The organism is Leptolyngbya sp. NK1-12 (assembly GCF_032598965.1).
GTDB lineage: Bacteria > Cyanobacteriota > Cyanobacteriia > Elainellales > Elainellaceae > Elainella.
This window is the reverse complement of record NZ_CP053586.1, coordinates 5,094,983-5,119,075: the sequence shown is the minus strand read 5'-3', so window position 1 is coordinate 5,119,075 and position 24,093 is coordinate 5,094,983. Positions and strand designations below refer to the sequence as shown.

The window sequence follows — 24,093 nt, the reverse complement described above, 5'->3', positions numbered from 1 at the left end:
ATTGGCATTGCCAATAACTGATGGTCCTCATGAAACTCCTGAACTACAAGATGAGGGCATTCCTTTTATGCGCCTCATGAATGACAATGACTTTCGAGAAATGACGGCCCAATACTTGATGCGAGTAATATATCAACAGATCAATCAGAACGAAAATTAACACACAACAGGCGATCCATAACTCCGAAGTTGATACTCCTCAATGCCTCCCTAATTCTTCTCAGTAACCCACGTTTTTCGCATGGGAGTTTGACAAACTGGTTAGCCTAGGGTGAAAGGATGCGCGAAGCCCGGCCATCGCAATCCGCCTGCGGTGGCCGAAAAACTTCGCAAAGCGAGAGCAGAGCGAGATAAATTAACCTCCCTCACCCCAGCGGCGGAAGAGACGCCGAAAGAAGTTGCGGGGACTTTCTGAGGGACGATCGCTAGCCAAATCAGCAGCGTCGGTAGATGGATCAAAAGACCGGAAAGAAGTTAGCTTCAGACCTAGTTCCTTTGTATCTGACTGAGCCTCAGCGACCCCGTATGTCAGACCATACGTGAACAGCGACAGCATAAAAATTAGATTCTACTTAACTCAACAATTGACTACACAAAAGCACAGCGTTGACTAGTCACATTCATTTAACTCAAAGCTTTGGCCAAAATTTTTGAATTAAACACATCCGTGCTACCACTAGTTTACCGAGAATTGGGCAAATCTGTCGATGGTGCGGTTAAAGCAAACTAAACGCGAGCCGCTATGCCCCTTGCACCTGGGCCGCCATCCACTCTAGGTAAGGCTGTGAGCCAGCCACAAGAGGAATAGCGATAATTTCGGGCGTTTCATAGGAGTGAATGGCGCGAATTTTGGCTTCTAGATCGGCAAAGCGATTCAAATCGGTTTTGATCAGGAGCTGCCATTCTTGCTCGCGGCACACTTCCCCTTTCCAGGTGTATACCGAACGAATCGGCAGAACGCTGACACAAGCGGCTAGTTTTGCCTCCACTAGGGCATCAGCCAAGGTTTCGGCTTCGGCTTGGGAAGCGGCAGTGACGAAAACAATGCCAAATTGTGCAAATTGTGCTTTCTGCTCCATCGGACCTAATCTCATCGATGTGGCACTACTTCTACTCTAAGCCAGATAGATCGTTGCCGATCTGAATCGTACAATCCAAAATGAACTTGCCAAAATGAACTGGTCGAATATCGAAGCGGAACCTATGCGAAAACTGTTGTTTGGTGGACTGTGGTTAGGATTGATTGTCTATGCCTTTTTTCTGGCTCCGCCGAATCAGCCCGACACATTTGATTTGATTCAACGACTGGCGACCGGGCAATGGCAGGGCATTAATCCATTGATCATCGCCTTGTTCAACATTATGGGCGTCTGGCCCTTGATCTACAGCGGGTTGCTGTTCTTTGATGGACGGGGGCAGAAAATTCCGGCTTGGCCGTTTGCGGTGGGTTCGTTTGGTGTGGGAGCCTTCGCGCTATTGCCCTATCTGGCTTTACGCCAGCCCAATCCTCGCTTTACTGGAGAAAAGAACCTGTGGCTGAAGCTGCTGGATTCCCGCTGGACGGGCCTAGTTTTGGCGATTGGAACGGTGGGGTTGCTGGCCTATGGGCTAATCGCTGGCGACTGGGCAGAGTTTGTGCAGCAGTGGCGCACCGATCGCTTTATTCACGTCATGAGTTTGGACTTTTGTTTGCTCTGCCTCTTGGTTCCCAGTTTGCTGGGCGACGATCTGGCTAGACGAGGAATCACGGATTCCCGCTGGTTTTGGGCTGTCAGTTTGGTGCCGTTGCTGGGAGCCTCGATCTATTTGGCGGTGCGTCCACCCATCGAAGCTGATTCCGCAGAGGCGACGTCGGTTCAGAAGTCTACTCTGATCGGCAACGGCTGAACCAAACTCCTTGTTAAGCTTGTTGTTAAGCTTGTTGGGCTGGCTAAGTTAGGCCCGTCAATGATTGCCGCAGCTCAGTAGGATTCCCTAGACAAAGTTGATTTTGACGACCTGATCCGCCCCGGCTTGGTTGCGGCGATCGGTTGCTTTGAAGCTAAACTCATCGCCCAAGTCATAGCGGACAATCTGCGAGGTCGCTCCGTCGCTAGACGCCCAGGCAATTGTGGTTTCTGAGAAACTGGGGGTGTCATCATTGCGGGCATCGCTGGTAAGCGGCTTGGCGCTAGTGCCATCAAAGTAGAAGAGTTTGCGAGCCGGAGCGCCTTGGGGGCCGCTCGGGCCAGTTCTGCTACTCCAAACGACCTTAGAACCAAACAAACCGACTGGCACATCGTCCACTTGGTTGCGGGTGATTTGCAGCGTTTGGCTGCCATTAAACAAGAACAATTCAATTGTCCCCCGGCCAGAGGCGTCGGCAGGGCCACCCCCCATCCACAGCAGATTTGAACCACTGATATCGACCAGCGATTCATCGGTGGCATTGGTAGTCAACCGTTGGGTAGTAGCTCCATCAAATCGGAAAAGCTCAAAGGTTCTTAAACCCATACCGTTGAACGGACCACTGCGGCTCAACCAAACGAGCTGATTCCCCTTCATATCGCTGACAAAGTCATCGGTGTTGTTGAAGGTGATCCGCTGGGTTGATGTGCCATCAAATAGCATCACCTCAGTGCTGGGTGCCCCCACTTCCGAAACGCCAACTCTAGAGGACCAAGCGATTCTGCCATTGTCTAGGCGTGGAGCGAGGTCATCCACATTGTTATTGGTGATTTGCTGTACATCATTGCCGTTGAAATAGAAGACTTCACTCGTGGCTCGACCGGCATTCACCGGACCAAGCGCTGCCTCCCATACGGCTGTGCCTGCTTCAAAGTCGCTTACCGTCTCATCAACACGGTTATTTGTCAACTGGCGAACCGCTCCATTCTTGGCATAGAACACTTCATGGGTAGGATAGCCGTACTGATTCAAGGGGCCAATTGGACTGATCCAGAACAGATGCTCACCATCAACCCCAACAAATTCTTCGTTGACAGCGTTATTGGTGAGGCGGTTAGTTGTGGTGCCATTGGACTCAAACAGCTCGTAGGTGGCTCCTTTTGAGTCGGCTGCTCCAACTTGGCTGGCCCAAACCACACGGTTGCCGCTAATGCCCAGCACTTTGTCATCGACCGCATTTTGGGTTAACTGCTTGGTAGTTATACCGTCAGAAAAGAAAATTTCGTTATCAGCACCTCCATCACTGCCACCTGGTCCTTGCCAAACCATGTTGGAGCCAGAGACTAGCGGTTTAGTGCCATTGCCGATTACGGTCACGCCTGCTCTAGCACTGCGATAGGTGACACGTCCCTGGTCGAGATCGGCCTGATTGAAGCTTTGCCCAACCGCGAGGGGTTTGCCATCGAGTTGGAGGAAGCCGTTGCGGGGTGATTGAGTAATCACATAGCGCTGCTCCGAGCCGGAACGGTTAGCACCGGCCAAGGGACTGAACTTGAGCGGAAGCGTTTGCCCACGTTGAACCGTCAGTGATTTGACCTCTCCAGTTGGTGATGGTGTAGTAGAGGGTGACGGCGTAGGAGCGGATAGAGGCGTCGTTGTGGCAATTTGGAGCTGAAAGCTGGTTTTCGTCTTGCTGCGCTTATTCTGGACTCGAATCAAATATTCGCCAGGCTTCAGGGCAGTGCTAATAGATTCAGCCGCATTTCCAGGTTTGGTGGATTTGCGCAGAACGCGGTTTTTTCGATTTAGTAGGAACAGATCGACATTCGCCTTGGCTGCAAAGCCATCTAAAGTCAAGGAAATATCGCTACTGCGAGCCAGTCTAAATCGGTAGAAAACGTCCTTCTTTTTACCAAGTCTGCCTGTAATATCAGTAGGATCACCGGTAAACTGAATCTGTCTAGCGTTGCGTTTCAAGCTAGTCATGAAGAAAAGGTTGCCCCACTATGAAATTTCACTCTCAAGATAGTAGTCCTACCTAAGGTAATCCCACATCACAAAAATTGCGGAACTTTAATCCTCCGCTCACACAATCTTCAACTTGGCCTACAAATCGTAAGTAACGTCTATGGAAATTTACTTCCTTAACAATTTTTCTTGAGGAGACACACAGATTGCTAGCAGCTCTTCTACACTGTGGACCAGCCAAATCCGGGTTTTCAGCCGTTCCTGCACTTGCTCCACCGTCATGTCATCTAGGAAACAAGCTTGGTCATGCTTCAACATCAAGGTAGGAAGCAGGATCCCATCCCCTAGATCTAGGGGTTGTAGCCCCTGTAACAAATCTTCACCTGTCAACAGTCCTGTTACGGTGATTTGTTGTCCCCAATAGAGACTGCGCAGTGCTGCCATCTGCACCGTCAAGCCCTCTACTTGGTTTAATCGCTCTACTAAAGGCTGAAATGCATACTCTACCGCATTTCCCACTACCCATATCAGGCGGCGGGGCTGATCAACGTGGGCTGGGAGTTGGGCAGCAGCAGCATGAAACTGACTGAGAAACTGATGGATCGAGCCAACTCCATTGCCGATCTGAGGATAGTCCTCGTAGTGGGCAGCAGGCGGCAGCGGTTGCTGGGCAATCAGAAACCACTCATCCGCTAACCAGGCAAAGTTGGTACCAAACTGGCGGTGAAACTTAGCTTGTAGTGCCTGCACCTGCGCGATCACCTCGCGGGCTTTTTCTAGCGTTACGGACACCAACTCATCCTCCGGCGGACGAAACCGCGTCAGCCCTACCGGCACCACCGCCACCGAAGCCACCGTCGGTATATCCCCTGAATGGAAGCGGGCCAAGTCCAGCAGGGTTTGCTCCAGATGCGGACCATCGTTAATTCCCGGACACAACACCACTTGGGCATGAATTTGCAGCCGCTGGCTCTGAAACCAGCGCAATTGATCCAAAATCAGTCCGGCCCGTGGATTTTTCAGCAGTCGGATGCGTACCTCTGGTTCGGTAGCATGCACAGAAACATATAGGGGCGACAGCCGCATCTGAGCGATCCGCTCCCACTCGCGGTCAGTCAAATTGGTCAGGGTCAAATAGCTGCTGTAGAGAAAGCTAAGGCGATAGTCGTCATCTTTGAGGTAAAGGCTCTGTCGCTTACCAGGCGGCTGCTGGTCGATAAAGCAAAAGGGACAGCGATTGTTGCATTGGATCAACCCATCGAAGAGGGCGCTTTCAAACTCTAGCCCCAGATCGTCATCGTAGTCCTTTTCAATTTCAACGGTGTGGGTTTTGCCTTTGGCATCCAATACCTCTAGTTCCAACACCTCATCGGCACAGAGAAACTGGTAGTCAATCAAGTCCCGTGGCCGCTGCCCGTTGATCGCGACTAGACGATCCCCCGCTTCAAACCCAACTTCGGCGGCAATCGAATCGGGCAAAACATGGGTAATTAAGGCGGGACGAATGGAGGCTTCACTCATAACTGGACTGGGGGAAGGGGTGGATGGGTAAAAGCTGGCTTTGGTACAGCAGTTTCAGATACAGAGCAATGGTTGCTAGAAAGTGCTCTAGGTGCTCTAGCTTAATAAAAGCGCCTAGTGAGTTTGTCCTATATTTGATTTTAGTTTTTGCGTTACTAGATGAGCGGTTACTGATGCCAGCTAATTTCACAATTCGTCTTGCCAAGCTCGAAGATCGCTCGGTTCTCGTCGGGCTAATGGTCGCGCTGCAAGAGACAGAACGAAAATTACACTCGAATCGAACCTCAGGAGCTGAAATGGCCGATGCCCACTTCGCCTATCTGGAAACCTTAGTTCGGGAACAGCGGGGGCAGATTTATGTGGCAGAATCTCCAGTTGCAGAATGCTCAAGCGGCATTCTTGGCTTTGTTGTTTGTTTTGTAGAAAAGCTGGATGCCGGAGATTTACATGTGATTGAATCCGAGCGAGAATATGGCTACATTTCTGATCTGTATGTGATGCCTGAGATGCGAATGCACGGAATCGGTGCAGCGTTAATGCAGACAGCAGAACGGCATTGCCTAGAGCTGAACCTGAGCATTGTGAGGGTGGGATTGCTAGCTAGCAATGAACCGGCAGCTAAGTTTTATCGCAAAGCTGGGTATCAACCTTATGAGGTGGTGTACGAAAAGCGGCTTCAGGAATAGAAGCTGCTAACCTGTAGCAGCTAACCTGAGTCTGCCTGATTGTTAATCGGTAGCGTAATCACAAAGGTTGCTCCCTGCCCTGGCGTTGACTCGACTTCCAGGCTGCCATGATGCTTCTCAACAATAATTTGTCGAGAAATTGCTAAGCCTAATCCGGTGCCTTTACCAATTTCTTTGGTGGTGAAAAACGGATCAAATAGCTTAGAGCGCAACGCTTCACTAATGCCAGGACCGTTATCAGTAATACGGATAGTAATCTTGTCGCCTACTTGAGTCGTTTGGATGCGAATCCGAGGTTGGGATTGACAATTACTGCTGTTTTCCTCTAATGCATCGATAGCGTTAACCAAAATGTTCATGAATACTTGATTCAATAAACCAGGAAAACATTGCACGAAAGGCAGTTCTCCGTATTCGCAAATAACTTGAATTCCAGTAGGACAGGCTGCATTAGGCTTGAGGCGATTATTCAGAATTACAAGCGTGCTATCAATGCCTTCATGGATATTTACAGCTTTGTATTCAGATTCATCTAGACGAGAGAATATCCGCAGGGAGCGCACAATTTCATAGATACGTTCTGCGCCAATTCGCATCGACGACAACAGTTTATTCAAATCAGCGGTAACAAAATTGAAATCAATTGCATTCTGTCTTGCTTGGATCACCGCTGTCGGATAAGGATACTGCTGCTGATATAGCTGCAATAATTCCAGCAAATCACGAAAATAAGCTTCTGCAAACCCGATATTGCCATAGATAAAACTGACGGGATTGTTGATTTCATGGGCGATGCCAGCTACCAGCACACCCAAAGCCGACATCTTTTCAGATTCAACCAGCTTCAATTGCAGTGTCTTCAGGTTTTCCAGGGCAGTTTCCAGTTCGTGGCTCCGCTGTTCTAGGGCCAGTTGGGACTCTTCGCGCTCGCGGATCACCGCTTTGAGCAGCAGTTCTCTCAACTCGCTGGCCTGCTCTAGCTGCCGTCGGTCTGCTTCTGAGCGCTCCAGCTTTTTTTGCAGAATTCGCACCGTTTTTTCTAACTGCCTGAGTTGATCCTCGTCATCCGTCAGATGCATCCGTTTCTATCCAGCCTTTTCTCGCTTCTACATACTTTCGCCCTAGCGCCCTAGTCCTCCCTGTTCCTACTGCACACCCAACAGCAGCGCCACAAATGTCTCTTGGTGGTAGTAGGTGACGCCCTGGGGTTCTAAGGGCGCAAACTCTCCGTAGGTGTAAAACCCACAGATCGGCAAATTGCTGGGCAATCGTTTGCGAGCAAGCTGATATTCTTCGTTCACACGGGTCCCCAACAGCCAGCGCCGGCAACAGCACGAGAACAACAGAGCGGCAGCAGGTTGAGTACCGGGATAGCACTCTAGCGCCATTGTGAGACTGCTTTCGGCGGCGGCAACGATCTGATCGCGGCTGGCTTCGGTGACACAAACGGTAGCCTGGTCGGGAATGTCTCCCAAAAAGTTGATGCTGCCGGTCTCAACATCATAGGTGTTGGGAACCCGCATATAATACCGATCGCTGTCATCTTCATACACGGCTAGTGGGTTTTCAGCCGTGGGCGGGCGATTGCCTAGATAGCGGTGATAGAACTCCAGCGCTGGTTTGCCGTCGATTTCGTAGAGGACCGTCTTCTCGGCTCGGGTAATCTGGCTTTTGCGGCCAATTGGCTGCCAGCCGCAGGCGACTCCGTAGGAAAACAAAATGGAACCGGAGAAAATCAATACCGGCAGAGCATTCGTCAATACCTCGCTGCCAAAGAACTGGTAGGTAGTCTGAAAGCGAAACTGATCGCCAGCTGCCCCGCCGACAATCGGCACCTGGTTGCCCAAGACCAGCTTGAGCGCTTCTAAAATCGCCCCACCGCTGGTAGTGGTGCCGTCGGTCAGATAGCTAGCCGGTAAGGCCAGGCAGAGTTGAGCCGTTGCGCTACTTTTCTGGGTTGCTTGTGCTACGGCCTGTTGCGCTGCCGTGCCCGGATTTTCCCGCAGGCCATAGCCCACTCCAGCGTGAATTTCGACCGTATCGGAGCAGAACAGCATCAGCGTCAGCGAGTCCTGCTGGAAGCCTAACGTGGAGGACATTTCTCCATCGGTGGTGCAGCCAATCAGCTCTAGGTCTGGAAAGCTGGCCTGGATCTGGCGCAGAATCACGGCATGGTCAAAGTCAATCGCCGCAAACAAGATCCCAGCTTGAGGCGAGATGCCAGCCAGCTTTTGCCGACATTGTAGTAAAACTTCTTCAACTGCCGCCTGGGAATCCGGATCTTCACTGTGGCCTACAACAACCTGAAACATACTGCCTCCGTTACAACCTGAGCAGGGCTAGACCTGAATTGCGCTTTTTGGCCTATAGCTTTTTGGCCTATAATTGGCTGACCCTACTGGTAGGATTCCCATTTGGCCCTAGCTACTCTAAAGCCTGCTCCCTTATACCCGTCATCAACGCTCCCATTTGCCTCTAAAATCCAGAGTGGTGAGGTGTATCGAGTGATGTAAGACAGAGGTTTGATTGATTCCATGCCGGCATCAGATTGGTTAGAAATAGGCCGCATTGTAGCCGCTCAAGGTTTGAAAGGGGAGGTGCGGGTCTATCCCGACTCAGATTTTCCCGAGCGGTTTCAACAACCGGGCCAACGCTGGCTGCTGCGTCCGGGCGCAACCGATCCCGAACCGATTCAGCTCCTGTCAGGACGGTACTTAGCCAACAAAGGACTCTATATCGTCACCTTTGCAGGCATCACCAACCGTGACCAAGCTGAAGCCCTGCGCGATTCTCGCCTGCTGGTTCCCCAAACCGATCGTCCTACCCTAGAAGCAGGAGAATTTCACGTTGCGGATCTGCTCGGCCTAGCCGTATTTGATCAAACTACTGAGGCTCTGATTGGCAGCGTCACCGAGGTCATCCCTGCCGGTAATGATCTTCTAGAAGTTACCCTCACCGACGGCTCCAAAGTACTGATTCCCTTCGTCGAAGCCATCGTGCCGATTGTAGACCTTGAACAACGCCGCATCGAAATTACACCGCCAGCAGGGTTGATCGGGTAGGATCTGATGCGGACGAGTTGGGCAGCCTAGCGACACAGAGCGACACAGAGCGACACAGAAAGATTTACAGATCCTAATCTGAGTGGCTATCCAGGAGTGCCATCGAGCCGCATCTCCTTAATCCCCCTGATGGCAGATGAAGAAATCCAAGCTGAGGCAATACTCTAGGTGGATAGTAAGACAGGCGCGCCACGCTTTCGTCTAGATTGAGGGAGAAAAGATGCTTGGATTTTTCTTAACGACTTTAGCAACTGCCCTAAGCTTGTTGATCGTTGATCTCGCTGTTCCTGGAGTTGATTTAGCCAACTTCCCAGCGGCCATGATAGCAGCCTTAGCCATCGGTTTAATCAACTCATCCATTAAGCCGATCCTATCTGCGTTGTCGATGCCGTTAAACTTTTTAACGCTTGGCTTGTTCTCATTTGTAGTGAATGGATTGTGTTTTTGGTTGGCAGCGGTGTTAGTTCCGGGGTTCAGCGTTCAGGGTTTGATTGCCTTCTTGCTAGGCCCGGTTGTGCTTACCTTTGTGAGCACACTGCTTAATCGCTATTTTGCTGAGCGTAATCCTGATATCAATATTAAAACCGAAGCCTGATCACCAGAACGTTAAGATTCGCTTGATTCAGATTAGATGAAGGTGGACAAGATTGAGTATCCAAATTTGGGTACTCAATTTCTGTCTGTGCCGCTCACTATGTCACTCACACTATCGCTCGCACTATTGCTCACACTATGCTTGATAATTGACCTACGAATTGGAGTAAAGGGATTATGGATACACTTACCCGTGCCAAAGAGCTGAAATTGGCCTTGACAGACTTTGTTTTGGATGCGGAAGACGAAGTGGCAACAGCCCTAGAAACCTACAGTGCGGCTCAACTTTCCCGTAGCCAGCAAACTGACCTGTACCGGCGGGAGTTGGTGGTCGATCGGTTTTTGATGGAAGCCCAGATTGGCGAGCAAACGCCGATTGACCTGTTTATTGCTCAGGAGGCCGATCTAACCGAATCTGATCGGCGATTGCTTCAGCGCTGGCAACGTAGCTTTGTTGGCTTGTTTGCAGTGACCCAGGTGCTTCCAGATGGGTTGGAGTTAATGAACTGGACAACTGCCAAAACCTACACAGTCAGGCTGACTGAGGCAGAGCTACAAGCTGCCGCCAAACTAAAAGAAGGGGATATTTTATTGACCCAAATTGTGCCCCTGTCCGATTCGGACTGGATGGTATCCAGTAAGTGGATTGCTTTAGGAAAATTGGGCAAACCCAAGCTAGCGGTGGCGATTGGTAACTTTAAGCAAAACTATAAAGAGCACCTCTATAGCGATGCTCCAGATCTATTAGAAGAAGCGTGGAAGTCGGTAGAGCGATACCATCAAGATTTTACTGATTTCTTTGGCAGTGGCGAAATTACAATGTCGGGCTATCAGCTCAGCAAAAAACTGGCTGAATTTCAAGAAGTGATGACCGAAAAACAGCTTGAGCGCTCCGGCATTGATCACTCTAAATCGGTGCAGGAGTTAGCTGAAGAAGCAGGCATTTCTCAGGAAGAGTTGGAAGAAGCCGCTGCGGCAATGGGAGCCGATGCCAAGGTGGTCAACCAAATGCTTGATACCAAGCAGCCAACTAAAATGATGGCACCCAAAGTTGAATTGCCACCTGCTCTGAAAAAAGCAGAACAAGTTACAGTTCTCACCGACCCCCGCTGGGGCCAAGTGTTTTCACCCCACTACGCTCAGTTCAAAGCTAGCTTAGCGGCCTTGACCACCAATTCGACCAGTCCTTCAACCGAAAATACGGCTCCCGACTCAACTGCCGATTCAACCGCAGACTCATTAGCGCGGAAGTTTTTAGAAGATCCAGCGATTCCCGCTTTTGTTTGGCATCAGTTAGCCGAACAATATCCGACCCAGCTTGAGGTGGTTTTGCGTCGGGTACTTGAGCGCCCAGACTTCAATTTGTTGCAGGATTTAGACAAAGTTTTACAGGAATTTGGTAAGCCGTTAGAACCCGAATTACCTGAGATTGCCAGCGTGCCAATTCATTTACATAACTTATTCCAAGCAGCAGTTATCGAAGTCAGCAAAGATAAATCTAAGAAAAAGATTAAGTCTAAAACGGGCACTGGATTTCAGCGCTAAACTAGTCGTCTGTATAGATAGATACGAATCGCGCTACGAGAACCCGCCCTGAGAATCACGCCCTTGCAAATACCAGGGTTGTATCACAGTTAAGAGAATTAGTTGAAAAACTAATTAAGGAGCTGATGAGAATCGCTGCGAGCGGTGGTTCACAGTTAGCGTGCGTGTGAATGACGTTATCTGTAATACCCAGGTAATACCCAGAAGCATGCTCAAGAGTCTAGTTACTTCTTGAGGTAGAAGGGTTTTGTCATCAAAATTGGTAACGTAGATGTGTAAGTAAACCTGAGAAAACTAAAACGGAGTGAAATCATGAATATCATTGCGTGGTTACTTTTGGGTCTATTGGCTGGAGCAATTGCCAAGGCGATCTATCCAGGACATCAAGGCGGCGGTATCTTGGCAACTATCGTGCTGGGTGTGCTCGGTGCCTTTGTTGGTGGTAGCCTCTACACGCTGCTCACTACAGGAACATTGCAATTGGCGGCGACTGGCCTGAGCATCCCCGGTTTAATCATCGCAGTGATTGGTGCTATCATCGCCATCTTCCTATGGGGTTTGATGACCCGTCGCGCTGTTTAGTTTAACCCATTAGTTTAACCCAAAGCTTGGGTGCATCTCGCTTCATCTTTCCACCGGTGCATCTTGCTGAGGTGTCCTTCGTTTACAGGATCAACCGGCATGTGGAACCGCAACGAACTCCTCTAGTTGCAAGTTTTGCTCGAAATAGAGTTGAAGATAGATTAGGTTGCTGATGGTTGAATGTTAGCTGAATGCTAAGTGCCCTAACTTGTTCTCAATTCTAGGCTGAGCCGCTGAGCTAGGGGAGTTGCGGTTGCTGGTCAGTTCTATTAAATTTGGTGTCGAATTTAGCGATCTAGTTCAATGGCTGAGATTTTCCTCACGCCATGCCAGCGGTCAGACTATTCCAGGGACTCTACTTATTACCTACGTTAATTACGACTCAGTTGACCGGCTGAATGCCTGGAAGTATGATAGGGACATCAGTCCGGTTTTGCCGCCAACTGAGCCTAGACTAAGCGCCCAGGCTAAGCCAAGCCCAAGCTAAACCCAAACTGAGCCATTGATCGCTAGGATTGATCAAGATGCTCACTTGCTAGAGGACAGCAGGCGATGGCCCCAGAACCGGAAAGTTCTTCCACTCCCAATTCTTCTCTGCGCGATCGATATATCGCCCTGATTGACCAGATTGTGACAATTACCCTGAAGGGGCAACTGCGATCAAAGGAGCAGATCTATCAGCAGTTAGTGCAGGAAGTGGAAGTTGGCACGGGGGAAATTTTTGAGCGCTGCCTGACCGAACGATTAGAAGCTACCCAAGCTCAGGTCGAGCAGGCTGATGATGAATTGAAGCAAGCTAGAGCTAGCCGCAGCCTCCGGGCCATGCAGACAATTCAAGGCGAGTGGGAGCGCTATCAGAAACAGCAGCAGGCATCGAATGCCCTGACCCGCGCAACCGAGGCAATTTTGCAGGCTGCATCTACCGAGCGGTTGAGCGTTTGGTTAACTTACGTTGACCCCAATCAAGGAAACCGCTTTAATCCAGAAGCTCTGAAGCAATTAGCTCAAGCCTTGGATCGGGCGGTGCAATCTGGAGAGTGGGCGACGGATGACAACCTCAGCTCAGAAATCCAACTGCTCACGACTGGCATCCGCGATGGGCTAGTGTCCTGCCAGCGGTTAGAAGATGCTCTAATTCGCTGGATTTATGAACCCGTCACCTCCATTGGTTTTGAGGGGAGTGCCACGGTTGGCCCTTGGAAACTCTGGGCAGAGCAGGTACAGTCCCCTGTGCCCAAGCAACTTTTCCAGACGCTGGCCGGAAATCAATCCGTTGCTAACTGGGTGCATCAATCGTCTTTAGGAATCAGGGAATGGATTGAGCTAGCGGTGCTGCTGCAATTTCTGCAACGTTCGTTGGTGGCCTGGTTTGAAAAGCAACCCTATAGCTCTAAATGGGGCAAGACGCAGTCCATTGCCACCTACCTCACCTTTGCCGCTATTTGGTGTGAGCTGTTGCAGGGGATCGGTGGAGCTGTGAATCTTAACACTAACAGTCGCCAAGCATTGGCTCAGGGATGTTTTCAAGCATTGCTGCAAGTACTACGCGGCTTTTCACAGCAGCCTTACTTCCCACTTTATGGCGGTATTTTTGCGTTGTTTTCCGGCAGCTATTTGACCGATGCCCTCCAGTATCTGGATCAACCCTTGCGACAGGTAGCAGGCACGCAGGAAAAAGCGCGTATCCTGACGTTGTTGGGCTACTCGCAGCGAGCCTTGGGTCAGTACCAACAGGCAATTGGCTTCCATCAGCAAGCCCTCGAAATTGCTCGCACGGCAGCTGATCAAGCCTGTGAAATTGCCAACCTCAACCATTTAAGCCGGATCTATGTTGCTCAGAAAAACTACGTTGAGGCGATCAATTACAGCCAACGTGCCCTAATTCTGGCTCGGCAAGTCGGCGATCGGTTGGGTGAGGCCAACGCTCTGACCAATTTTGGCTACAGTGAGGTGCTTTCGGCTCGCGAGCTAGATCGGATCGACAGCGACCGCTACGATATGGCGGTCGGTTACCTACAGCAAGGGTTGCAGCTCTCGGAGAAGCTGGGCGATCGCCAGAGCCAGTCGCTTTGCTACAACAGTTTGGGCATTGCCTATGTGATTCTGAATCAGCCCCAGCAGGCCATTGCCTATCTGGAAAAAGGCGTTCAGGCGGCCCAAGCCTCAGGTGATCTCTATTTACAAGGGCTAAATCTGACCTATTTGGCAGAAGCATACTACAGCTTAGACGAGCGGGAGAAAACCGTTTTAGCGGCACTCCTCAGCATGTATTTGCTGAATCAAATCTCTGCGACGGAATGGCGGCAGTCGGCTGGCTTATTGACGATTTTGCAGGGCCAGTTGGGAGAAGTGGGGTTTGAGCAACTGCGACGGCAGCTGCGTCCCCAATTGATTCCTGTAATTGGCGTTGATGGCTACGATCATCTGCCTACCCTACTCAACGACTATCGACAAAGCGACGAGTAGAGGCAACAAGTAGAAGCAAGAAAGATCCAAAATCTAAAGTAGTATTAGCGTCTGCCAAAATACCTGAGTCTATCACCTTGGCATTCTCCTGATATAGCTCAGACATGATGCAGAGCGCGCTGAGAGGGGTCGGAGCGCATTGCTGCTAGCGCTCACTTACCTACTGTGGCAGTTTTTCAATTGTCCTAGATCAAGCTGTTCGCACTAAATAGGTTAAGCCTTTACGAACTTAAAGAAATGAAGAAGGCAACAGAGAAATTAGGAATCTTGTGCGGAAACGCCTGAAACGGATTTGGATTTAGTTCTTAGAAAACAAGCTTTGCTACACAAGGACTTCCACTAACGACAGATTACGTAACCCCAGGCAATGAATAAGGTAGAAAATCATACCCCCTAAATTAGAGTTTCCCACAGAAAGCGGCTTCCCCTATCGCGTTACTGCTGAGTTACTTTTCTAAATTATTTTTCGAGTTCAGTGATTCGTTCAATAGTCTCCCCCTGCTAAACCTTTACACGCATCTCTTCATAAGCCCACTATGATGAACTCCACTCGCAACACCCAAGCCCAACTGCGCAACCGTTTGTCGCAACCGATACTGGATACATTGAGCCGCAAGAATCGAGTTGATGTGTTCAATGTTAATTTGCCGAATACTAGTCAATTTCGTGCCTCCCTCAAGGGAATTTCTCGCAAGGCAAACGTAGATTTGGAGTTGGTGAACCAGCAAGGCGTCGTGGTCGCTGCTTCTCGTAAACCAGGCAAAAGACCAGAAACGTTGGAGGCCAATCTAGATCCAGGGAACTACAAGCTGCGAGCCATTCTGAAGCGCGGACAGCAGACCCGCTATCGCCTCAGCTTCAGCAGCACACCCCGGCCTGGTATCGTCCTGGATTCTCCTGTATTTACCAATCCGGGTTCCCCCCAAGCTCCGGTTCCAATTAGCCCTGCACCAATCAACAAGCCTGACCTGGGCGGCAACTCCTCAGCTACAGCAACGCCTTGGGGAAAAATCGGCTCCAGCTTAACTAAAATCACCGATGTGGTAGGTGGCGGAGATGATGCCGATTGGTATAGCTTCAGCATTGGGGAATCTGGATTCTCCAGCAACCGCCTGAATCTAGCCCTCAAGGGTGATGCTGGAGTGTATGCCCGAGTTTATAGCGCTGGCAACTTCTCGAATCCCGTCGCCAATGTTGTTGCTTACAATAGCCACAGCAATCCGCTAGCCAATACCAACCTTGGACTCGCTCCTGGCAACTATTTTGTCAAAGTGGGAGCGGTCAATCCCAACAGCAAAGCCAACTATAATCTCGATCTCTCTGCCACCCCCATCGCCGATAATGCCGGCCATACTAAAGAGACAGCCCTGGTTATCAATAACCTCCAGCCCTTGAATACAAGTGGGCAATCCTTCTCGTTTACTGACTATGTTGGTCATGGGGACATTGCTGATAACTACACCTTCAAGACCTCGGCCAAAACAACCTTGTCGATCAAATTTGAGCGGCTGGGAACTGGTAACACTGACAAAGCGCGGATTCACCACCAGTTGAGCAAGATCGATGGCTTGGCTCCCCAAAGCCTGTTCTGGAAGAATTCGGCTGGCGCTTCTATCAGTGCTGGTATCGATGCCTTGACCCAACCAACCTATGAACTATCAGGCGAGTTGGAACCTGGAACCTATATGCTGAACCTGAAATCCTACTTCACTGACGGCGACAACAGCTACCGGGTTACGCTTTCTACTTCGCCTTGATGATTCAAGAGTAAGAGTTAGGAGTCAGGCTTCCCAGAGCGTCAGCCGACGGGAGTCAGGAGTCAGGAGCCAGGAGCCAGGAGAGCTTCTGGCTTCTAGCTTCTTGGTTGTAGAGGTTGAGATTTAAATTAATGTCTGGCTTCTTGATGCTTAGGAGCCAGAAGGCCGGATGAATTTGAAATGCCGCTGTCAGGGTAGAGGTTAGGTTGGAAACTGGTTTGTTGGTGATGGCGTTACACAAATGTAATATTAATTTACATCAGCGGTAAACATCTAGGAATACAAAATTAATATGAATCAACTACTGCCCCTGTTCATCGATTGGCCATGTAAGCTTGATTTATGACTTGCGTTCAAGTTAGCGGGGAGGAATGAGTGCGGTGCTCTTGATTGAGTTGCTCGGATCCCCACGGATAGTACGCGATGCTGTAGAGTTGCAGCCTCGGGGCCGCAAGAGTTGGGGGCTGCTTGCCTACCTGCTGTTGGCAAACCGACCATCACGCCAGCGGTTGGCCGAATTGCTGTTTCCTGAGGCTGATGATCCGCTGGGTGCTCTGCGCTGGAGCATGTCCGATCTGCGCCGTGTGCTTGGTCCAGACTGCCAACTCTATGGAGATCCGGTTGTCATCGAGTTGCCGTCTACTGCAGTTGTTGATGTCAATTTGGTGTTTCGAGGTCACTGGGACGAAGCGCTTGAGCTGCGCGGCCTGGACCGGGAATTGCTGGAAGGCGTCAGCGTATCGGGCAGTGCTACCTACGATCTTTGGCTAGCTAGTGAGAGACGGCGTCTCAGCGGTGCGGCGGAAGCAGTGTTGCACGAGGCTACTCTCGCTTGTTTAGCAGCAGGGCGGATCAGCGATGCCGTTGGTTATGCTTGGCGGCTGGTGGACCTTAACCCCCTCGACGAGGCCCACCATGTTCTGCTCGTGCAGTGCTTACGAGCGGCTGGCGACCATGCTGGAGCGGCTGAACAGGTGGCGCGATGCACCGACCTCTTTCTGCGGGAACTGGGAATCGAGCCAAGTTCGGCGCTGCGAGAGGCGGGTCGGATGCTGACGCTCAATTTGTTCGATGCCCGTCCTTACTCCCTACGGGCGCTGCTTGAGGCGGGAGAGGCGGCAGTTGCTGCGGGTGCGGTTAGCCAGGGCTTGCAAACTCTGCGCGAAGCGGCTGCGCTGGCCCGCCAAAGTCAGGATCGCGCCATGCTGGCTCGAATACTAGTGGCGTTGGGCCATGCCCTTGTGCATGTGGGAAGAGGCGGTGATGAGGAAGGCGGTGCGGCTTTGCATGAGGCCGCTACTCAGGCGCTCGAGGCGGGCGATGTCCAGGTGGCGGCGGCGGCTTATCGGGAACTGGCCTTCGCCGACTTGGAGCGGGGGCGCTATGACCGTGTCCAGAAGTTTTTAGATCGGGCGACACGCTTGGCCGCAGACAATGCCGTCGAACTGTCCTGGATCGAATCCATCGCGGGTGCCTGCTTGAGCGATCAGGGTCGCCACCGTCAGGCGTTTGAGGTGCTTGGCTCGGCCCTCGAACGGGCGGAGCAGACCGATGCTTCCGAGGCGATGGTGTTTGCCCGCTGTTGGATGGGGCGATTGCACCTGCTGCGGGGGGAGTGGTCGGATGCAGCGCGGGTCCTCGAACAGGCATGGCGGGAGGCGCGAACCTGCTGGATGGCGCTGTCCCCATTACCCGATTCCCTGCTAGCTGAAGTGCAGATGCAAACCGGTGACCTCAAAGCGGCTGAAGCCCGACTCGAGCGTGCCTTTGTCATGGGACGTCAGCTCGACGACCCCTGTTTGGAGAGTATTGCGATACGCGGGTTGGGGCTGGTGGCCGTGGCTCAGGGCCAGTTCAGCCGGGGCTATCGGTTGCTGGTTGATGCCCCGCGCCTATCGCGACGCTTGCCAGACAGCTATCGCTGGATTGAGGGCTATGGCCTTGACGCCCTGTGTGCAGTCGCAGTTGAGCAGGGCCAAGCGGCGGCCCCTCGCTGGATTGCCGACCTAGAAGCACTAGCGGCCCGGTGCGGAATGCGCGAACTCCTCGTCAAGGCCCTACTGCATCGAGCTAGTCTGGGCGAAGCCGCTGCTTTTGAGGTCGCCCGTGATTTAGTGGCTACCATCGACAATCCGGCTCTTCATGCTGCCCTGTTTGCGGCCAGTTCCTGATCGGCCTGACGCACGCTTTTACACGCTCTTTTACCTTCTTCCACGCTGTTTCACACGCTGTTTCACACGGGTGTTTCCTAGCATGATGTCAACGAGCAGCCTCACGAGGAGGAACCGTACCATGACATCTCACATGCTCAACGATGGAGCGTTGCAGGAACTGGGTCACAGCTTTAGCGGCACCCTGATCATGCCCAACGATGCGGGGTATGAGGAGGCGCGAGCCATTTTCAATGCCATGATCGATAAGCGTCCGGCGGTAATTGCCCAATGCGAAACGGTCGATGACGTGATCCGGGCAATCCGATTCGGGCGCGAGCGCGAGTTCGAGATTGCAGTGCGGTGTGGCGGACACAGTGTCGCGGGCATGGCCCTGACCAACGGCGGCATCGTGATCGACTTGCGCCGGATGCATGCCGTGACGGTCGATCCAGAGACGCGCACGGTTACTGTTGCTGGGGGTGCCACCATGAGCCATCTCGATCGAGCGACAGAGCCGTATGGCCTTGCTACAACCGGAGGGCGAGTCTCAACCACCGGAATTGGCGGCTACACCCTGGGCGGCGGTGACGGCTGGCTGGCTCGCAAAATGGGTCTCGCCTGCGACAATCTCTTAGCGGTGGAGCTGGTCACTGCGACAGGCGATGTGGTTCGGGCTAGCGAGAGCGAGAACCCTGAGCTGTTCTGGGCGCTCCACGGCGGCGGCGGCAACTTTGGGGTGGCCACCTCCTTTACCTTTCGCCTGCACGAACTGCCGGTGGTGACAGCCGCCCTGTTGCTGTGGCAACCCGATATGGCCCCTGACCTTCTGCGTGCTTACCGTGAGTTTATGGCATCGGCTCCGGACAAGGTTGGAGGCGCAGCCCTGTATGTGACCGGCCCCGCCGAGGAGTTCATCCCCAGTCACCTGGTTGGCAAATTGGCGTTCGTGATCCTCGTGGTTTATGCCGGACCAGAAGCTGAGATGCGCGACGTTACAGCTCCGCTGCTCACCCTGGGCCATGAGGGAGAGTTGATTTCCGAGCTGACCTATGCTGAACTCCAGTGCATGCTAGACGATCCGCCGGGTTACCGGAACTATAAGTCGGCTGAGTATTTGGATGCGTTTCCGGATGCGGCGGTCGATCTCTTCTGTTCCCGCTCTCGGGACATGGTTGTACCGTCTCCATCTCAGCAGGTGATGATTCCGCAGGGCGGACTGATCGCACGGGGACCATCGGGCTATCCGATTCCGTGGCGGCAGTCTCCTTGGTGTGCCCATCCGTTCGGCCTCTGGGAAGACCCCAACGACGACGAACGCGGCAGACAGTGGGTGCACAACCTCCGCGCCGATCTAAAGCCGTGGGCAAGTGGTGCTGTCTATCTCAACTTTATCGGCAACGAAGGTCACGACCGGGTAATCGCTGGCTTTGGTGCCGATAACTATGCGCAACTAGCCGCCGTCAAAGCTAAGTACGACCCCGACAACGTCTTCCACCTCAATCACAACATCAGACCGAGCTGAGATGGAAATCGAGATACTGAAGACAGAAGCTCAGTTTAACCCACGGACATCACCCCTAGGTGAATTCCTACTCGTAATTCAATTTTCCTAAACGTTTCAAAGCTTCCACAATTGCCGATGCGCGAGTTTTCACCTCTAGTTTCTGGTAAATATGCTCTAGATGCTTTCTGATTGTAGTCACGCCAACATGTAAAATTGTAGCAATCTCCAGATTCTCTTTGCCCTTAGCAACCCAATATAGGACCTCGGACTCTCGCTTGCTTAAGCCCAATAATTCAAAATCCTCAGCCGATAGCTTTGGCTGTTGATGTTCCTCTAAGAGAAGCAAATATTGGTCTTGGTCAGGGTCAGCGACAAAGCGTGCTGTGAGTTGCTTTCCTTCCTGCTCTATCTTCAAAGGCAGTCGAGGTTTTAAGAGCGTTCCATACCTGGCGAAAAACGACTTTTGATAATTAACCCACCGCTGTAGATAGTCTGGTAGCGCTTGACCTAGACGTTTAAACGGAAAATATTGCTGTAGCCACTGCTCTGCTTTCCGGGTCATAAACTGAATATGCCCTTCCTTAGAGATAACAATACCTCCAGCTATATTCAGGGAATTGCGCAGTTGTTGATTCTCTCGATGCACTTGAGAGAAGACTTGAGCAGTTCGACGGGCCTGCATTAGATGGGGAAGCAGGAGGTTGAGAATCGTCCGATCTCGCTCTGTAAAGCTCCTTTCGTTCCTGAACAAAACGAGGACATCCACAGTATTTGAATTATCGTCAGGCAAGGTAAGCTTTAGCTGTTCTTCCATACCCATTGGGCGGAGAAACTTTTGATAAACTCCCTCCATACGATGAAGCTGTGGCTCAGTCACAAAATCTGACAGCTTATAAGCCCGACAATCTCCAGTTTCTAAGTAGTGAGTTGCAAATGGATGTTCATGCAGGTATTGGTTGCTGACTTCCAGAATTTGCTCATGGGGCATTTTAGGAATTGATGTCCCATCAATAAATTGAGATTGCGGAAAGTTAATCTTGCAACAGCCAGATATATCCGCTGCAACCAGCTTGGAGACCTGTACGGGCAGGTGGATTGGCCAGTCGGCTAGACTGTCAGGTGCATATAAACCGTGTAAAAAGATCAGTACCTGCTCATAATCCTGCGCTGAAAGCTGTGCCATCGCAATTTTCTCCTTTAGAGCGAAGGAAAAGCGAGATTACGGCGATTCTAAGAAAATATTGTAATTATCTCAGCTTTTTTGATTCAAGCAAAACTTTGTTGCATTTGCTTAATAAAAGAATTCGTTAAATGACCAATTGTTCATTGAAACTAAGCAACGTAAACTACCACATAAACGTTCACTAACTGGTTACAGGAGGCGTAGATGGCGACACAGTTTTTTAGGGAAACCAAGACTATTTATCACCCCACCTCGGCAACCTTACCAAATGTACCTCCGATAACGGCTGGTAGAACTTTTCTCCCAGGCTTACCCAGTGCAGAGCTAGTTAGACTAGCTAAATCATTTAAATTGCCGCATAGCGGGACTGATACATTCAAAATGACAGTGCCCTTAGATCATGAGTATCAAGGCGCAGTGGTAATCACCCTGCCACCCTCCACACCCGGTGCTGTAGCGTCTATTTCCAGCCAATCTGCCATCGCTACAGAGGGACAAGTTGAAGTGAAGATAGACCATATGGTTCCTCCGGGTGGAGTGACTCGATACCAGGTGCGTGGTTACTCACGACCTAAAACGCCGCGACCTTCTCCCCCGGATGTCGAAGTCCTTTTTGTCCGGGACATGCAATCTGCCGAGCGCTTAGCATCACTAATGCAGAGCCGGCGACGGATAGTTTTGTGCTTTGAAGGTGAGATTGCAATGCAGTTGGTTGCAACTGGCCTATTTAATAAGGGCGAATGGAAGCTAACGAAGAATGCGTTTGGTATGCCAGTTGTGAACATTAATCCCGCGATTGAACTCGTGGCAATCATCGCAATTATAGCGGCAATGGTTACAGCTATCTTCGTAATTTTGGTGATTCAAAACGTAATTATTCACGGCATCAATCACAGGTACAAAATCAAAATCAATGAAGTCAAATTAGGAGAGGTGGAAATTATGGGCCAGAAAGTAACATTCACACTCCCAACGCTCGCCCTTGAACTTGAACCAACATAAGCAGATCTGATTTTTCAGTTTCTATCTTCTAGCCTCAGAAGGAGCACAAACGTGCAACGTCCACGATTTCGCCAGTACATCCTTGGATCCTTTCTGATTGTTCTAATTTTGGCATCGATTGCAAAAGTTGCAGTTGGGCAAACGGGGATAAGTATACCTGACTTACAACTGAGGGAACAAGAAGTCAGAACCAGAGTTGAATCGGTCATCACCAACTTGCGCCAACAAGCTCGCCCCAAAATTACTCGTTTTGATGTAGTTGCTTGTAGTTCCTCAAATAGACAATGTAATACGGAAGCAAGAGATGTGTTTGGCTATCAAATGGTCTTGCTCAAACCCAAAGTCTCAGGGAATGTGACCCATTACATGGTGAGCGAGTCTCCAAATTTTTCTGGTGCAAGGTGGCAAACCTACAAAAATGAAATTTTATATATACTTAGCTCAGGCATTACAGAAAAAACAATTTATTTCAAGGTGAAAGGTCCTGATCCATTTCCATTGACGATTGAACCAGAGGATGGTAGAGAAGTCGTAAGAGATCCGATTACTGGTAGGCCCATTGTTAGAATTCCAATCAGACCACCAGTGGCGCAAGAATTATTTTCAGACGTGACGACAGCTCGTTATGCTGTGCAAGGTAAACTCTATATAGCTTCAATCGGTGATTCCTACGCTGCTGGGGAAGGTGCACCTGAAAGAAATTGGTCTACTGGGGCAGTCACTTGGATCAGCGAACAGTGCCATCGTTCTAAACACAATAGTAGAAATGTTGCTGTCAACGATTTAAAGACTCTATTAAGTCGGAGTGGAAGCAAGATTCAAATTGAATTCGGAGATTTTTCCTGTTCTGGAGCTACGATCAACGTCGGATTGCTGGGTCCCTATGGAGGGGTGCCTCATGGCTACGAGGTTAGGCCAGCCTTGCCTCCCCAGATCGATCAACTGCGAGATTGGTTGATTGAAAAGCAAGCTCCCCGATTAGACATCTTAATTGTGGGCGTTGGTGGAAATGACGTAGGTTTTGGTGCTGCAATTGAATCTTGTTTGGGGCCACTCACACCTTTAGGATGTGACAATGACAAACGTTTATTAGAGTGGGTAACACGCGGTGCTCCTGAAAATAACACCATACTAATAGGGGCAGAGAACCTACAAGAAGCCTATAACCGTTTAGCAAAGAAAATTGAAGAGTTGAATCCAAGGTATGTCCTGATCACAGAGTATCCAAACCCAGGATTGAAAGGGCGGAATCAGTACTGTGGTAAAAACGCTATTGGCTTAGGAGGCTTTGGAGACAATTTTACGGTGGCACCCCAACATTACACTTACGGTCAACTGATTGGCTATGAATTACCACCACTTCTGTGGAATTATCCCGTTGGAGCTTCAATGGAGCATCTTTTTGCCGCAGAATCTGAATGGATTGAAAGAAATATCCTTCGTCCTCTGAATCGAACTGTTGCAGCCGCAGTCAGTGATAATCGTAATCAAGGCTGGATTCTTGTTGATAATATTGCAAATAGCTTTGTAGGGCATAGTATTTGTCAAGGCTCTATAGATACAGATGATGCTATCAGTGAGAATTTACGGTGGGTCAACACATTTCGAGATTCTGTGACTATTCAGAAAGATCCATATGGTTCTGTTCATCCTAACTGGAGCGGTTACAAAAGGATAGCCAACCGATTGCTTGATAGGTTAAAGCCTTTGATCATTCCATAAGCTATGGATTGGGATGGAAGCAGCATCAGGTATGATATGCCCGAACACTAGCCAAAGAAATAAGATAGAGACGGTGCCTGCGAACTCTGTTCTGATCCTGAAAAGCTTGGGCTGTTATAGATTGATCACACAGGCGGAGCGGACTGAAGTGGACCCCAAAAACTGGACAGGTTGCTAAGCTCTGAATACTCCCCAAATTGGAGAGAAATTCATGGCAAATAAACGCAAACAATACAGTGCTCAGTTCAAAGCCAAAGTTGCCCTTGCTGCGATTCGAGGTGAGAAAACTGTGGCAGAGTTAGCAAGCCAGTTTGAGATTCATCCCACGATGATCAATAACTGGAAACGGCAACTGTTGGAGGGAGCGGATGAGATTTTTGAACAGGGCAACTCATCGTCTCCTGCTGCGGGAGACTAACAAGCTCAGATTGATGAACCGTATAGACAAATCGGGCAATTGA

The 24,093-nt window shown here is 50.5% G+C and carries 19 protein-coding genes; 13 read left to right on the top strand and 6 right to left on the bottom strand.

What is annotated here, in order from left to right; translation table 11 throughout:
- Positions 1 to 740 precede the first annotated feature (740 nt).
- Positions 741 to 1,079 (bottom strand): divalent-cation tolerance protein CutA, encoded by a 339-nt coding sequence (gene cutA, locus HJG54_RS21695; protein ID WP_316431359.1) that lies wholly within the window; start codon positions 1,077 to 1,079, stop codon positions 741 to 743.
- Between the two features lie 124 nt (positions 1,080 to 1,203).
- Here cutA and HJG54_RS21690 point away from each other — a divergent pair, with 124 nt between their 5' ends.
- Positions 1,204 to 1,887 (top strand): DUF2834 domain-containing protein, encoded by a 684-nt coding sequence (locus HJG54_RS21690; RefSeq protein WP_316431358.1) that lies wholly within the window; start codon positions 1,204 to 1,206, stop codon positions 1,885 to 1,887.
- A gap of 87 nt (positions 1,888 to 1,974) precedes the next feature.
- Here the strand turns inward: HJG54_RS21690 and HJG54_RS21685 are convergent, their stop codons facing one another.
- Together HJG54_RS21685 and HJG54_RS21680 are read right to left on the bottom strand one after the other, a co-directional pair.
- Positions 1,975 to 3,873 (bottom strand): cadherin-like domain-containing protein, encoded by a 1,899-nt coding sequence (locus HJG54_RS21685; protein WP_316431357.1) that lies wholly within the window; start codon positions 3,871 to 3,873, stop codon positions 1,975 to 1,977.
- A 150-nt stretch (positions 3,874 to 4,023) separates the two neighbouring features.
- On the bottom strand, positions 4,024 to 5,376 hold the full coding sequence (locus tag HJG54_RS21680) for a TIGR03279 family radical SAM protein (RefSeq protein WP_316431356.1): 1,353 nt from the start codon (positions 5,374 to 5,376) through the stop codon (positions 4,024 to 4,026).
- Positions 5,377 to 5,549: 173 nt separating this feature from the next.
- Between HJG54_RS21680 and HJG54_RS21675 the strand changes: the two genes are divergently transcribed.
- Complete coding sequence (locus HJG54_RS21675) at positions 5,550 to 6,062, top strand: GNAT family N-acetyltransferase (protein WP_316431355.1); 513 nt, start codon at positions 5,550 to 5,552, stop codon at positions 6,060 to 6,062.
- Positions 6,063 to 6,082: 20 nt separating this feature from the next.
- Here the strand turns inward: HJG54_RS21675 and HJG54_RS21670 are convergent, their stop codons facing one another.
- Together HJG54_RS21670 and HJG54_RS21665 are read right to left on the bottom strand one after the other, a co-directional pair.
- A complete protein-coding gene (locus tag HJG54_RS21670) occupies positions 6,083 to 7,141 on the bottom strand; it encodes a sensor histidine kinase (protein ID WP_316431354.1) in 1,059 nt (352 codons plus the stop codon).
- Positions 7,142 to 7,207: 66 nt separating this feature from the next.
- On the bottom strand, positions 7,208 to 8,374 hold the full coding sequence (locus HJG54_RS21665) for an FIST signal transduction protein (RefSeq protein WP_316431353.1): 1,167 nt from the start codon (positions 8,372 to 8,374) through the stop codon (positions 7,208 to 7,210).
- Between the two features lie 222 nt (positions 8,375 to 8,596).
- Here HJG54_RS21665 and rimM point away from each other — a divergent pair, with 222 nt between their 5' ends.
- From rimM to HJG54_RS21625, 8 genes are all read left to right on the top strand, one after another.
- Positions 8,597 to 9,124, top strand: coding sequence for a ribosome maturation factor RimM (gene rimM / locus HJG54_RS21660; protein ID WP_316431352.1), 528 nt, complete (start codon positions 8,597 to 8,599; stop codon positions 9,122 to 9,124).
- A 220-nt stretch (positions 9,125 to 9,344) separates the two neighbouring features.
- On the top strand, positions 9,345 to 9,719 hold the full coding sequence (locus tag HJG54_RS21655; RefSeq protein WP_035998392.1) for a phage holin family protein: 375 nt from the start codon (positions 9,345 to 9,347) through the stop codon (positions 9,717 to 9,719).
- Positions 9,720 to 9,895: 176 nt separating this feature from the next.
- Entirely contained in the window at positions 9,896 to 11,263 is a 1,368-nt protein-coding gene (locus tag HJG54_RS21650) for a hypothetical protein (RefSeq protein ID WP_316431351.1), read from the top strand.
- 312 nt (positions 11,264 to 11,575) lie between these two features.
- Positions 11,576 to 11,845: a GlsB/YeaQ/YmgE family stress response membrane protein gene (locus tag HJG54_RS21645; protein WP_316431350.1), complete on the top strand. Its 270-nt coding sequence runs from the start codon at positions 11,576 to 11,578 to the stop codon at positions 11,843 to 11,845.
- A gap of 552 nt (positions 11,846 to 12,397) precedes the next feature.
- Complete coding sequence (locus HJG54_RS21640) at positions 12,398 to 14,311, top strand: tetratricopeptide repeat protein (protein ID WP_316431349.1); 1,914 nt, start codon at positions 12,398 to 12,400, stop codon at positions 14,309 to 14,311.
- Positions 14,312 to 14,847: 536 nt separating this feature from the next.
- Positions 14,848 to 16,068 carry a hypothetical protein gene (locus tag HJG54_RS21635; RefSeq protein WP_316431348.1) on the top strand — a complete coding sequence of 407 codons (1,221 nt, stop codon included), beginning with the start codon at positions 14,848 to 14,850 and terminating at the stop codon, positions 16,066 to 16,068.
- 371 nt (positions 16,069 to 16,439) lie between these two features.
- Positions 16,440 to 18,239 carry an AfsR/SARP family transcriptional regulator gene (locus tag HJG54_RS21630; protein WP_316431347.1) on the top strand — a complete coding sequence of 600 codons (1,800 nt, stop codon included), beginning with the start codon at positions 16,440 to 16,442 and terminating at the stop codon, positions 18,237 to 18,239.
- Positions 18,240 to 18,360: 121 nt separating this feature from the next.
- Positions 18,361 to 19,743, top strand: a complete 1,383-nt coding sequence (locus tag HJG54_RS21625) for an FAD-binding oxidoreductase (protein ID WP_316431346.1) — start codon at positions 18,361 to 18,363, stop codon at positions 19,741 to 19,743.
- Positions 19,744 to 19,810: 67 nt separating this feature from the next.
- Here HJG54_RS21625 and HJG54_RS21620 read toward each other — a convergent pair whose 3' ends face one another.
- Complete coding sequence (locus HJG54_RS21620) at positions 19,811 to 20,908, bottom strand: response regulator transcription factor (RefSeq protein ID WP_316431345.1); 1,098 nt, start codon at positions 20,906 to 20,908, stop codon at positions 19,811 to 19,813.
- A 204-nt stretch (positions 20,909 to 21,112) separates the two neighbouring features.
- Between HJG54_RS21620 and HJG54_RS21615 the strand changes: the two genes are divergently transcribed.
- From HJG54_RS21615 to HJG54_RS21605, 3 genes are all read left to right on the top strand, one after another.
- Complete coding sequence (locus HJG54_RS21615) at positions 21,113 to 21,910, top strand: hypothetical protein (protein ID WP_316431344.1); 798 nt, start codon at positions 21,113 to 21,115, stop codon at positions 21,908 to 21,910.
- Positions 21,911 to 21,961: 51 nt separating this feature from the next.
- On the top strand, positions 21,962 to 23,632 hold the full coding sequence (locus tag HJG54_RS21610; RefSeq protein WP_316431342.1) for a GDSL-type esterase/lipase family protein: 1,671 nt from the start codon (positions 21,962 to 21,964) through the stop codon (positions 23,630 to 23,632).
- A gap of 211 nt (positions 23,633 to 23,843) precedes the next feature.
- Positions 23,844 to 24,050 carry a transposase gene (locus HJG54_RS21605; RefSeq protein WP_316431340.1) on the top strand — a complete coding sequence of 69 codons (207 nt, stop codon included), beginning with the start codon at positions 23,844 to 23,846 and terminating at the stop codon, positions 24,048 to 24,050.
- Positions 24,051 to 24,093 lie beyond the last annotated feature (43 nt).